The sequence below is a fragment of the Streptomyces sp. bgisy130 genome, from assembly GCF_057708345.1.
On sequence record NZ_JBYISA010000036.1, the window covers coordinates 46,618 to 59,231 of the forward strand.

The 12,614-nt window shown below is 67.6% G+C and carries 11 protein-coding genes and 1 pseudogene; 8 read left to right on the forward strand and 4 right to left on the reverse strand.

Translation table 11 applies throughout. The features are described 5' to 3' along the window. Window positions 1–497 precede the first annotated feature (497 nt). The 5 genes and pseudogenes from AC3EUV_RS31375 to thpD form a co-directional block, all read left to right on the forward strand. A pseudogene (locus AC3EUV_RS31375) lies at window positions 498–740 on the forward strand (aromatic ring-hydroxylating oxygenase subunit alpha); the annotation flags it as partial. A 45-nt stretch (window positions 741–785) separates the two neighbouring features. Continuing rightward, on the forward strand, window positions 786–1,511 hold the full coding sequence (locus tag AC3EUV_RS31380) for an SRPBCC family protein (RefSeq protein WP_488187988.1): 726 nt from the start codon (window positions 786–788) through the stop codon (window positions 1,509–1,511). An 85-nt stretch (window positions 1,512–1,596) separates the two neighbouring features. After that, window positions 1,597–2,358 (forward strand): class I SAM-dependent methyltransferase, encoded by a 762-nt coding sequence (locus AC3EUV_RS31385; protein ID WP_435604402.1) that lies wholly within the window; start codon window positions 1,597–1,599, stop codon window positions 2,356–2,358. 120 nt (window positions 2,359–2,478) lie between these two features. Then, on the forward strand, window positions 2,479–3,099 hold the full coding sequence (gene ectA / locus AC3EUV_RS31390) for a diaminobutyrate acetyltransferase (protein ID WP_435604403.1): 621 nt from the start codon (window positions 2,479–2,481) through the stop codon (window positions 3,097–3,099). A 1-nt stretch (window position 3,100) separates the two neighbouring features. Further along, on the forward strand, window positions 3,101–4,084 hold the full coding sequence (thpD, locus tag AC3EUV_RS31395; protein ID WP_432145636.1) for an ectoine hydroxylase: 984 nt from the start codon (window positions 3,101–3,103) through the stop codon (window positions 4,082–4,084). A gap of 968 nt (window positions 4,085–5,052) precedes the next feature. Here thpD and AC3EUV_RS31400 read toward each other — a convergent pair. Beyond that, a complete protein-coding gene (locus AC3EUV_RS31400; protein ID WP_435604404.1) occupies window positions 5,053–5,892 on the reverse strand; it encodes a (2Fe-2S)-binding protein in 840 nt (279 codons plus the stop codon). A gap of 175 nt (window positions 5,893–6,067) precedes the next feature. Between AC3EUV_RS31400 and AC3EUV_RS31405 the strand changes: the two genes are divergently transcribed. Continuing rightward, window positions 6,068–6,763, forward strand: coding sequence for a GntR family transcriptional regulator (locus AC3EUV_RS31405; RefSeq protein ID WP_435604405.1), 696 nt, complete (start codon window positions 6,068–6,070; stop codon window positions 6,761–6,763). A 21-nt stretch (window positions 6,764–6,784) separates the two neighbouring features. On the opposite strand, the gene AC3EUV_RS31410 is transcribed toward AC3EUV_RS31405, so the two are convergent. The 3 genes from AC3EUV_RS31410 to AC3EUV_RS31420 form a co-directional block, all read right to left on the reverse strand. After that, a complete protein-coding gene (locus AC3EUV_RS31410) occupies window positions 6,785–7,660 on the reverse strand; it encodes a hypothetical protein (protein WP_432145639.1) in 876 nt (291 codons plus the stop codon). Between the two features lie 419 nt (window positions 7,661–8,079). Then, on the reverse strand, window positions 8,080–8,934 hold the full coding sequence (locus AC3EUV_RS31415) for a hypothetical protein (protein WP_432145640.1): 855 nt from the start codon (window positions 8,932–8,934) through the stop codon (window positions 8,080–8,082). A 277-nt stretch (window positions 8,935–9,211) separates the two neighbouring features. Beyond that, entirely contained in the window at window positions 9,212–10,879 is a 1,668-nt protein-coding gene (locus AC3EUV_RS31420) for a PucR family transcriptional regulator (protein ID WP_435604406.1), read from the reverse strand. A 260-nt stretch (window positions 10,880–11,139) separates the two neighbouring features. Between AC3EUV_RS31420 and AC3EUV_RS31425 the strand changes: the two genes are divergently transcribed. Together AC3EUV_RS31425 and AC3EUV_RS31430 are read left to right on the forward strand one after the other, a co-directional pair. Beyond that, a complete protein-coding gene (locus AC3EUV_RS31425; protein ID WP_432145642.1) occupies window positions 11,140–12,027 on the forward strand; it encodes an FAD binding domain-containing protein in 888 nt (295 codons plus the stop codon). Next, on the forward strand, window positions 12,018–12,614 hold the full coding sequence (locus AC3EUV_RS31430; protein WP_362612121.1) for a (2Fe-2S)-binding protein: 597 nt from the start codon (window positions 12,018–12,020) through the stop codon (window positions 12,612–12,614). Before AC3EUV_RS31425 ends, AC3EUV_RS31430 begins: the two co-directional genes overlap by 10 nt.

Below are 12,614 nucleotides of genomic sequence, written 5' to 3' on the forward strand. Positions count from 1 at the left end.
GACCGACTCCTGCGGCGCTCATATTCGGCCAACCAGTCACGCGCGACCCCCCGACCATTCCTTTGAACTGGGGGCGCAGCATGCGGCCCGGTCGGTTCTTTCCAGTAGCCAGGAACTTCGTGATCTCTGAACGCGTCATTCCGTCTCCAGACCTCCAGACCTCCAGACTTCCGCCGGCCCGACCTGAGGCACGATGCGACATAACGGACGACCAGCCAATGTGGTCGCTTGTTGACTCGTGTTTGATGAGCATGTCACGGTGGTTCTGCGGTTGCGATCAAGGAAAGAGATGCAGGGGATTCCTTCATCGATTCGATTTCCGGACGTATCTCATTCTGGTGCGTCGTAAGTAGCGTCACATTCTCGAAGAATCGGCTCGCTTTCAGGATGCAGAGCCGTGAGAGGAAACGCGGGAAATGCCCTTATGGACGAGTGATCGGTATACCAGCCAAGAAGCCTTCGACTTAGAGAGTCAGCGCATCTTCGGTCGTTCATGGATGTGTGTGGCGCATTCATCTGATATCCCGAATGCGGGATCTTTTATTCGAGTCGAACTCGGCGGAGAGAGCGTCTTACTGGTGCGTAACCGAAGTGGCGCTCTGGCCGGCATGCTGAATATTTGCCGGCATCGTGGAGCCCAGTTGTGTCTGGAGGACCAGGGCGACTTCGGGAAGTCGATCCGGTGCAGCTATCACGGATGGACGTACGGCCTTGATGGCCGACTCGTCGGAGTCCCGTGGCGTGACAAGTTGCCGCCGGGAACGGGCGATCGGCACCTTCATTCCGTGTCGGTCACAGAATGGTTGGGCTATGTCTGGGTAAATTTAGACGAGAAAGCATCTCCGCTTTCGGAACAAGTTGACCCGCTGATCCGGGATCGATTCGGGGAAACCAATCCGATTGCCCACTACGAAACCGAACGCCTGAAGGTAACCCACAAGATCACTTATGATGTGCGGGCAAACTGGAAGATCCTCTGGGAGAATTTCGACGAGTGTTACCACTGCCTCACGATGCATCCGGAACTGTGTGCAGCGGTACCGCAGTTCCGCGGCGGATATGGAACTGTCACAGGGCCGCAAGGGCTGGGTGCTCCCCTCGCTGATGAAGCAACGGGGTTCTCGATGTCTGGCCGACCTGTCGCACCGACGCTGCCCAAGGTGCCCGCTGAAGACGAACGGACCTTCTACGGAATTCTGCTGTGGCCGAATGTTTCCATCGTCTTCGTTCCTGACCACGTGTTCTGTATGCGGCTCGAACCGCAGGGGCCTGATCGCACCCGGGTCGTCGGAGAATGGCTCTTTCACCCTGATGTGGCCGATGACCCCATGTTCTCCCCGGAAGACGCAGTCAAAGTGCTTGACGTGACGAATCGTGAGGACTTTGACGCGTGTGAACGGGTGCAGCTGGGTGCCCATTCGCGGAGCTTTGACGATTCGCAGGTCTACTCACCCTTTGAACACCGTATCGACGAGTTCCGGAGCTGGGTGGATGCAAACCTCGTCCAGTGAGCGCGATTAGGACCGTAACGAACGCTCACCATGATCCGATCTCAAGTCGATTGGGTCGGAAAACAACACACTTCTGGAGGCATGGATGGACAAGCGTCTTGAGCTCCACTACGAAAAGCTTTCTGAGATCTACAACGACCTGTGGGAGACCCGGCCCGACTATCCCGACTGGATGGCCGAGCAGATCCGGGATCACCTCCGGGTGACGGAAGGTCAACGGATCGCCGACATCGGAGTGGGGACGGGGCTGTTCTTGAGCAGACTCCTGCCCTATGCCACGCCGCAGACACCGGTGGTCAGCGTCGATCCTTCGGCAGCTCTCCTGGAGTTACTGCCTGAAGATCCGCGGCTCCACGCCGTCCAGGCGACAGCGGAAGAAGTAGTTGCCGGAGATGTGTCGTTACCGTACGACACATTCGACGCCATTGTGATCAAGGAAGCGGTTCACCATTTCACAGACCTGGAGAACACTCTGTCGGGCCTCGCCCAGCGCCTCGCGCCGGGCGGCCGCTTCCTGATCGTCGCTCTTCCGCCTCAAATCGACTATCCGCTCTTCGAAGCAGCTTTGGGCCGATTTGCCACCGAGCAACCTGATCCTGAGGAGGTGGCAGCCGCGCTGGAGTTGGGTGGGCTTAAAGCAACTATTGGTTACAAGGAATTTCCGCTATCCGTCGATCGCAACAAATGGCTTCGACTGGTCAGTGATCGCTGGATGTCAGTTCTTTCCAACTTTTCGGAAGATGAGCTTGCTCAAGGTCTGAAGGAGATCGAGCACCGCTATACCACTCCGCAACTGGAGTTCAATGACCGGTTCGCGTTCATCCTGGGAGAGCGGCCGGCTGCTTGACCCGTAGCATGCGACTGGTCTGAACCATTCTAAGAAATGCCTGGCTGCATCGGCTGTCTATGTTCTGATGCCAGTGCCAGAACATAGACAGCCCGTGCTGACCCATTTGGGGGAAATCTGATGTCGTTAGAGCGCACCCTCCCAGCCCCTTCAGTGGAATCTCCTGATTCAGCGAATCAGCCCGAATTGAAATCTGCGCATGTTCACCTTGACGCCCCACGGGCAGGCGAGGGTCCTGCCCTGTGGAATCTGGCTCGCGAGGCAAGGACACTTGACGTCAACTCGCCGTACTTTTATGCACTATGGTGCAGGGATTTCGCCGCTAGTTCCGTCGTCGCTCGTTCGGCGGAGGGCACTCATGGATTCACCTTGGCGTTCGCGCGCCCAGGTGACCCGGAGACACTTTTTGTCTGGCAAACGGCAGTGGCTGCGGCGCATCAAGGGCAAGGGCTCGCCCGACGCATGGTGGATCACCTCGCCAATCATCGCTATCGATTCGTTGAAGCCACGGTGACACCCGACAACATGGCATCCGATCGTTTCCTGTCTGCCTTCGCCCGCGCCCGAGGAGCCACCCTCCGGCGTGAGCCGCTCTTCGGTCCAGAACTCTTCCCGCCCGGCCATGACCCCGAAGTACTTCTCCGGATCGGCCCGCTGAATCCACTGCAGAACACGAGTCGTGATCAGCGGACAAGCTGCCACAGTCACGTAGCGCCGCGCATTCGACGTGAAGGAGAATGAAATGAGTACGGCAGTACGCGCTGAAACGTCTTCTCGTCCTGATGACAGTTACCCGACGCGGGTACGCGAACCAGCCCTGCTCGGCCGGCAGGATCCGGTCGTCTACGGCGCTCCGGAGCACGGGCCGCTCGATTCACGGGAATTATCTCTTTTCGAGCAGAAGGGCTTTCTGTCGACGGAACAGCTCCTGCTGCCCGGTGAGGTGGAACGATATCGCTCGGAGCTCTGGCGGCTGACACAGGATGAGACCGTCATGCGCGACGAGCGGACAATCAGGGAGCGAGACTCTGATGAAGTTCGATCCATCTTTGAGATCCACAAGGTCAGTGAAGTATTCGCGGAACTCATCGCTGACCCTCGTGTTCACGGACGTGCTCGTCAAATCCTTGGGTCGGAAGTCTACGTTCACCAATCTCGGGTCAACTATAAGCCCGGGTTCAAGGGGAGGGACTTCTTCTGGCACTCTGACTTCGAGACCTGGCATTCGGAAGATGGCATGCCGCGTATGCGCGCCGTAAGTATCTCTATTGCGCTTACGGAGAACTATGAGCACAACGGCGGGCTCATGATCATGCCAGGATCTCACAAGACATTCGTCTCCTGTGCCGGAGAGACTCCGCAGGACTATCACAAGGAGTCGCTGCGCGAACCGACGGTGGGCACACCTGACTACGGCAGCCTGTCCACCCTGGCGGACACGCACGGAATCGAACTTCTCACCGGGCCGGCGGGCTCGGCAACAGTCTTCGACTGCAACTGCATGCACGGCTCGAACGGGAACATCACCCCCTTCCCCAGGGCCAATGTGTTCGTCGTTTTCAACAGTGTTGAGAACGTATGCACCGGGCCGATCGCTGCTCAGGACAGGCGTCCGGAATTCGTCGCCGCCCGTGACTTCACGCCACTACCTCGGGCATCCTTCGCGAACCTGATGGCTGAGCACCTGGGTGAGCCCTGCCAGCTCAGCGAGGCCGCTCTCGACTGAATTCGGCAACAGTAGATCGGCCCGGGGCTGCCCATTGGCGGCAAGCGCTGCCAGGAGAACGGGCAGCTTCGGGCCGATCCTCGGATGGCATGTGCCAAAGCTCTGCGTTGCGGCTGTGGGCATAGGGAGGGCCTGGGGCCTGTGGTGGCCGGTCTGTCTCCAAAGCAGCCCAATTCTTCAGCCAGCTAGCCGGGAGGCAGCTGAGTACCTAGCTGTTCTGTTCCGGCCGGCCGCGTGCTACCACGCGGTTTCCGGAGGAGGAGACCACGCGGGCCTGTAGTGAACCGCATGCGCAGCGGGTCCACACTGTGAGGCCGGCAGATGTCTGATGCTGCGAGATGATTTGTGCCGGCCGTTCATCGGCACCTTTGCAGTGCGGGCATCCAAGTGCCATGACGATGTTCCTCCTTGAGGTTTGTGCGTCCGCCCTGGCCAGGTCAGGGCGATATCGATTACTCGTTAATTCATTGATCACCAGGTGGAGAAGGCAGTGGAGGGTATCCGTGGATGCGACATGATGTCGTGTGCCCCTACTGCGAAGCCGTAAGTCCGTGAAATTACTGAGAGTTCCGCACCATGGAATCCATATTCTCGGTAATCCCGGTGGTGGCTGTCATGTTTCACAGTCTGGCAGTGGCGAAGGCAGCGAGACGAGGCGGTGAGCGGACAGACCGTGAAAGGATCTGGCCACGAGAGCCCACAATTTCGTGGCTGCCCGTTCGGCGCCAGCGGTGCGGCGACGCGCCCGCATGATTGGCGTTCGCCTCTGGGCGGCCCGGAAGCTTATCGAAGCCGTTGAAGTCACGCACCGGCCGAAGCGTAGTACCCGTGTTTGAGGCCGGCGCCCTCATGGCAGCAGCGTTGCGGGGGGAGAGAGATGCAGCTCTGCTGTGTGCGGTGGCGGAGTTCTTCGGGGGCGTACGACGCCGATTCGCCCGCGGCCCGCACCTGCGTGGACTGAGCGGGCGTCAGGTGGTAGCCGTCAGGCGCCGGACGCGGTCCTCGTCGAGGGTGCGGGGGCAGGTGAGGCAGGTGTCGTCGGGGCGCAGTGTGTAGTACATGCAGCAGCTGGCGCGGTCGCGGGTTGGGAGGGGTTCGCCGCGGGGGCCGGTCAGTGTGCGGAAGCCCGCGCTTCCGGCGTAGGGGGCGGTGGCGCCTGGCAATAGTTGCTCCAGCGCGGTCAGCGCCCGGGGCTCCTCGCCCAGTAGTTGTGCCACGTGCCAGAGGCCCTCGACGATCTCGTCGGATGCCATCCCCCAGAGGGCCCGCGACCCGCGTCGCATCCGGGTGCGGAAGCCCTCCAGGACGGGCCCGAGATGGCCGGCCACCGCGGCTCGGACCTCCGTGCGCAGTGCCTCCTCGTCCGGTACCACTCGGGCGCCGGGCAGCGCCGCCGCCGGGTCGTCCGGGAGGCAGGCGAATGCGCTGATGCGCACTGCCATGCGGCCCCGTTCGCGCTGCATCGAGACGTCCTGGACGGGCAGCAGCGGGACCCGGCGGTGCAGGAACCAGGGGACGGTGATCAGGAGGCAGGCCGGCCAGGCGTAGCGGTGCAACGCGAAGCTGGCGACCACGTCCGGCCGGGCGGGGCGGCCGTGGTCGCGGATGATCTGGGCGGCGTCCCAGGCGAGGAAGGCATCGAGGGTCTCGCCGCCGGCGGCCAGCCCGGCGGCGCAGACCCAGCCGTCGCCGCTGGGCGGGGCCGTGTGCCAGGTGGTCACCCGCAGCCCGGGAAATACCTCGGAGAGCCGGGCGTAAGCCTCGGCCACGGGGTGGGTCGCGGCCGGGGCGGCGAGAACAGAAGTCATGGGGGAGACCACCGAATCGCGGATCGATAGGAAGGCAAGGCTTACCTTACTCGAAAGTTACCCGCGGTCGAGCGGTGTCAGTCCCGCCGGTCCGGTGAGCTTCCGGGACCGGCGCACGGATTTGTACTGTGGCCCGCGCCGCCTATGGTGCTGGGATACGTCAGGAGGATCCGTCATGGAACAGGGCACAGCGGAACAGGAGCCGGCCGCGCGGGCGTGGGTGCCCGCGCAGCCCGGTCCCGCCGCGCCCCGGCGGCACTCCGTCCGCGGCCAGGTGCTGGCCGCGCTGCGCCATGCGCTGGCCGGTGGGGAGCTGACCCCGGGCGAGGTCTACTCCGCCCCCGCGCTGGCCGAGCGCTACGGCGTCTCCGCGACCCCGGTCCGGGAGGCCATGCAGCAGCTTGCGTGCGAGGGCGCCGTCGAGGTCGTGCCCAACCGCGGCTTCCGGGTCGCCGAGTGCAGCTCCCGCGACCTCGCCGAGCTGGCCGAGGTCCGCAGGATGCTGGAGGTGCCCGCGATCGTCCGGCTGGCGCGGGCGCTGCCCCCGGAGCGCTGGGAGGAGCTGCGCCCGCTCGCCGTGGCGGGTGTGGCCGCCGCCGCCCGCGGGGACCGGGCCGGCTACGCCGAGGCCGACCACGCCTTCCACGTGGCCCTGATGTCGCTCACCGGCAACCGCCGGCTCACCGAGGTCGCCGGCGACCTGCTGCGCCGCGCCCAGGGGCCGGCCGGCGGCCCCCGGCTGCGTACGGCCGAGCTGCTGGCCGACGCCTCCGAGCACACGGCGCTGCTCGACGCCCTGGTGGCCCAGGAGTATGCGGTCGTCGAGCGGATCGCCCGCGAGCATGTCTCGGTGGCCCGGCACCCGCACTAGGGGGTCTCGTCCCAGAGCCGCTCAGTCGGGGAGCAGCTCTTCCATGGGCAGCGCCGCGACATCGGCGGCGGGCCGGGAGAGATAGAGCTCGGCGTGGTAGAAGCCGTCGCTTTCCTTGCCCGCGGTGGACAGGCCGCGGCCGGCCAGTGCCTCGAAGGTTGCCTGGCGCTCGCCGCCGTCGGCGAACCGGCGCTGCCGGAAGGTGCGGGTGGTGAGCTTCTCCGTCACCAGGCCGGCCCGGGCCAGCAGTGCGGAGACGGGCTGGTAGGAGACCGTGCGCAGGACGAACGCGGCGACCCACGGCGGTGTGGAGACATGGTCGAAGAGATGACCGAAGGTACGCGCGGTGATGTAGCCGACGCCGCCGGTGACGGTGATCAGGTCGGTGCCGGTCAGGACCTTCCGCAGCTCCGGGCTCGGCTCGTCGAGCTCCAGGTTCTCCGCGAATCCGTGGTCGAGCAGACCGACCGCCCGGGCATAGGCGACCGCGCGGTCCGCCACGTCGATGCCGGTGATCCGGAAGGGCGCGGCGTTTCTCCGGGTGGCGAAGAACGTGCGGTCTTCTTCGAGGAGTTGGCGGGTGGTCGGCATGCCCGCGCCGGGCGCGGCGTAATGGCCGTAGAGGTCCGAGAGGGACAGCCGGTGGTTGAGCAGCGCGGCGTTGACCCCGTACGAGCAGCAGAGGTCGACGACGTTCAGCGGTGGGCGGTCGCTCCGGTGCCGCTGGAGGGTCTCGGCCACGGCGCGGAAGACCGCTTGGCCGTGGTGCGGAATCTGGTAGTCCAGGGGGTTCAGTGTGGTGAAGTACCGACGGGGATCCGGGCAGTTGTAAATCGCCTCGAAATCTGCCTTGCCCCAGTCCGTTCCAGCGGTCGTATTCGTCACTCCTGCTGTCATCTATGGCCTCCTGTCAAGGCTGTGCCAGTGGGTGGGGACCCCAGCTGGTCCCGGACCAGCATCCAAGTCCCTGCCGCCGCCTCACAGTGCGACTTGCGGCCATTCTCGGGGCCTGTGGGGCCCGATGGAACACCCCTGGCCCCGGCTTCCGCCCATGGTCCCACCTCATGGTTCCGCTGGCTCGTCGACCGCGGGGGCGGATGGCAACCACCGCGCCCCGGCCGATCCGCCGCGGGGACCGTCCAGATCCGGCCAATCGCAGCGCGAGGGGGCATGGCCGACTACGGGGGGTTGACGGCGCGGGGGTGAAGAGGCAAGGGCGGTGAGAAGAAGGGGCAAGGGCGGTGACAAACGGAGGACGGCCAACCGCTCGCCCTCGGCGTGTGGTTGGCCGTCCTCCGCGCTTCCCGGTGGCCGCCCTAGGTCGCCGTGACGGCGGTGGACAGATGGTCCGCGAGCCAGGTGGGGACGCCGCCCATGAGGCGGAAGAGCCGGGCGGCCTCGGCGCGCAGCCGGGGGGCGTCGGTGTCCGGGACGGCGTCGGCCAGCGCCGCCAGGGCCGGTGCCGTGCCGATGAGGAAGCCCAGCTCCTCGCGGATCCGCAGCGACTCGGCGAAACCGTGCCGGGCCTCCGCCACGTCGCCGTCGCGCAGCGCCAGCCCGGCCAGATGGCGCCAGGTGAAGGACAGCAGCAGGGTGTCGCCGTGCGCGGTGGCGCCGGCGTGCGCGCGGCGGTAGGCGGCGCGCGCCGAGTCCGGGCTGTCGGCGACGTGCTCGGCCATCAGCCCGCGGCGGAAGTCCAGCAGCGGGCGGCCGGGCGCGGCGGGCGCCAGCAGCGCGGCGGCCCGGCCGAGCGCCGAACGCGCCTCGTCGGCCCGGTCGCGCACGCTCAGGACCGTGGCGGCGTACGCGAGGTGGCCCCGCTCGCAGGCCGCGCCGCCGCGCTCGTCGTCGCCGCTCGCCAGGGCCTCGGCGCTGCGCAGTGCGTCCTCCGCCGCGGCCCAGCCGGTGGCCGTGAACATGCAGCGCTCCACCAGGAGCGCGGCGCGACGGAGCGCCGACGGGGCGTGATGGACGGAGTGTGGTTCCAGCAGCGCGGCCGCGTCGTCCCAGCAGCCGCGGGAGCGCAGTCGCCAAACGGCACGGTCGAGGGGGCTGTCCCCCTCGACCGTGCCGTGTGCCGGTGCCTCCGGTGCGGATGCGGGTCCCGGTACCGCGAGCGGTACCGGCTCCGCTGAACTGACCGGATCCACGGGATCCGCGGATCCTGACATGGCGGTATCCGCCACATTGCCCTCCCCTAGCGCGCCATTGAGCTGGAAGTTGCAAGACCGTGGGCGAATCTCAGCACGGATTCCGTCGTGGGGCCAAGGGGCTGAGTGAATGTTTTCACAATCACCGGGTGTGCGGTTCTGGCGGGGGGCGCGGCGCTGATCGGGCGCGCCGCGCGGTGCTGCGCCCGCTCGCGCCCGTCCGCCGCGAACGGGATGCCGCCCGATCGGATGACCCCGAACGGCGCAGCCCGGGCCGACGGGTTCGGCCCCGCCGCCGTCAGCTCATCCGCAGTGCGAGGAAGAAGTCGAGCTTGTCCTCCAGGCGGGACAGATCACGGCCGGTCAGCTGCTCGATCCGGCCCACCCGGTAGCGGAGCGTGTTGACGTGCAGGTGGAGGCGGCCGGCGCAGCGGGTCCAGGAGCCGTCGCAGTCCAGGAACGCCTCCAGCGTGGGGATCAGCTCGGCACGGTGGCGGCGGTCGTAGTCGCGCAGCGGGTCCAGGAGGCGGGCGGTGAAGGCCCGGCGGACGTCGTCCGGCACGAACGGCAGCAGCAGCACATGCGAGGCCAGCTCCTCGTGCCCGGCGGCGCAGACCCGGCCCGGACGGGCGGCGGCGACCCGGCGGGCGTGCCGGGCTTCCTCCAGCGCGCCGCGCAGCCCCTCCGCCGAGTGCACCGAGGCGCTCACCCCGACCGTCAGCCGCCCGTCGTCCGCCAGGCCCCGGCCCAGCGGTGCCTGGACGACGGCGAGCAGGTCGGCGGCGTGCAGACCGGCCGCCGAGGAGTCCCCGGGCTCGTCCGGGACGGGCAGCGGCACCAGCGCCACCGCCTCGTCGCCGGTGTGGGCCACGGCGATCCGGTCGGACGGCTCCGGACCGAAGGTGCCCGGGTCGACCAGCACCTCCTCCAGCAGGCTCTGGGCCACCGGGCCGCCGGGGACGTCGCCGTCCTCCCACTCGACCCTGGCCACCACGATCTGCCAGTGCGGCGCGGTGCCCAGTCCGGGCAGCAGCACCGGGGCCGCCACCCGCAGCCGGGCCGCGATCTCGGCCGGCGGTGCGCCGGTCTGGACGAGCTCCAGCACCTCCTGGGCGAGCCGGCGGCGGACCGTACGGGCCGCGTCGCGCCGGTCGCGTTCCACGGCGATCAGCTGGGTGACGCCGTGCAGCAGGTCGAGGCGCTCCTCGGGCCAGTCACCGGCGTCCGCCTCGACGGCCAGCAGCCAGTCGCTGAGCAGGGTCTGGCGCAGGTCACGGCCGTCGTGGCGGATCGGGAACAGCGAGAACGTGCCGCCGGCCCCCTCCAGGGTGACGCGGTACGGGCCGCGGCGGCCGCTGCGGGCGGCCGCCAGATGCTCCCCCGCGAGCCGGGCGGCCAGCTCGGTGGACAGCTCGGGCCCGGTGCCGGCCAGCGTCGACCCGGCGATCTGCCGTCCGGTGGGGGAGAGCACCCAGGCCCGCAGATCCAGGTCGGAGCCCAGCAGGTCCAGGACCACCTCCGGACCGCCGCCGGTGGGGCCCGACGTCATCAGCCGCCGGTGACGGTCCACCACGGCCGCGAGGTCACCGGCCCGTTCGCTGGAGACCTGGCGGACCACATGTTCGGTGATGGAGGCGAACGAGACGTCCTCGACGACCGAGAACAGCGGCAGCCGGTGCTGCACACAGGCCGCCACCAGGTCGTCCGGGACCGAGCCCAGCTCCGCCTCGCCCGCCGCGAGCCCGGCGACCCCGGCGGCGGCCAGGATGCGGACGAACCGCTCGGAGTCCTCGGGGGCGCGGCGCCAGGCCAGGCCCGTCAGCACCAGTTCGCCGCCGGAGAGGTAGCGGCTCGGGTCGCGCAGGTCGGTGGTCATCACGCCGCGTACGGTGCGGTCCAGCTCGTCCTCGCCCCCGAGCAGCCGCAGGCCCAGGGAGGGGGTGTCCAGGAGTGCGCGGAGCCGCATGACCTCGCCCGCCGTTCTTTGCTGTCTGGTATTGCCGGTGGAATTCCGCGAGGTTTCAGAGCCTCGTCTTTCGTTCGAATCTACAAGACAGGTGCCGTGGCCAGCCAACCGCTTCATGGTTTCGGTGACTGCACCGGGCGGGTCCGGGGCGCGTTCACTAAGGCTCAACCGTTAACAGGACATGAACGGCTCCATGGCGATGTGAGCGCAGCGTCCTCACCATGAGTAACGAACGACCGATTTCGCAGAAGAGGCCAACCATGGACTTCCTTCGCCCCGCCAGCTGGGAGGAGGCGCTCGCCGCCAAGGCCGAGCACCCTACCGCTGTGCCCATCGCGGGCGGCACGGACGTGATGGTCGAGATCAACTTCGACCATCGCCGCCCCGAGTATCTGCTCGACCTGAACCGCATCGGTGACCTGAGCGAGTGGGAGGTCGGCGAGAAGACCGTCCGTCTGGGCGCCTCCGTTTCCTACACCCAGATCATGGAGAACCTGCGGGCCGAACTCCCGGGCCTGGCACTGGCCTCGCACACCGTCGCCTCCCCGCAGATCCGCAACCGCGGCGGCGTCGGCGGCAACCTCGGCACCGCCTCCCCGGCCGGCGACGCGCACCCCGCGCTGCTCGCCTCGGGCGGTGCGGTCGAGGTCGAGTCCGTACGCGGCCGCCGGATGATCCCGGTCGACGACTTCTACGTGGGCGTCAAGCGCAACGCCATGGAGCCCGACGAGCTGATCCGGTCGGTGCATCTGCCGAAGGCCGACGGACCGCAGCAGTTCTCCAAGGTCGGCACCCGTAACGCCATGGTGATCGCGGTGTGCGCCTTCGGTATCGCGCTGCACCCCGGGACCCGCACGGTGCGCACCGGCATCGGTTCCGCCGCGCCCACCCCCGTACGGGCCCGCGAGGCCGAGGAGTTCCTCACCGCGGCGCTGGACGAGGGTGGCTACTGGGAGTCCGGCAACCCCATTCCGCCGTCCGTCGCCAAACAGTTCGCGCAGCTCGCCGCCGGCGCCTGCAACCCGATCGACGATGTGCGCGGCAGCGCCACGTACCGCCGGCACGCGGTCGGCATCATGGCCCGCCGCACCCTCGGCTGGACCTGGGAGTCCTACCGCGGCAAGGAGAGGAGCGCACAGTGCGCGTGACATTCACCGTCAACGGCCGCCGCCAGGAGGCCGATGACGTCTGGGAAGGCGAGAGCCTGCTGTACGTCCTCCGGGAGCGGATGGGCCTGCCGGGCTCCAAGAACGCCTGTGAGCAGGGCGAGTGCGGTTCGTGCACGGTCCGTCTCGACGGGGTGCCGGTGTGCTCCTGTCTGGTCGCCGCGGGCCAGGTCGAGGGCCGCGAGGTGGTCACGGTCGAGGGCCTGGCCGATTACGCCAAGCACCGCGAGGACGCCCACCCCGGCGCGGGCTGTCCCTCCGGCGCCTGTGGCACCTCCTTGCAGGACGCGCAGCGGTGGCAGGCCAAGGGCGACTCGCAGACCGGTGAGGGCGGTGAACTCTCCCCGATCCAGCAGGCGTTCATCGACGCGGGCGCCGTCCAGTGCGGCTTCTGCACGCCCGGCCTCCTGGTCGCCGCCGACGAGATGCTGGAGCACAACCCGCAGCCGACCGATGCGGACATCCGCGAGGCGCTCTCCGGCAACCTCTGCCGCTGCACCGGCTACGAGAAGATCCTGGACGCGGTACGGCTCGCGGCCGCCCGCCAGGGCCAGGAAGAGGTGGTCTGA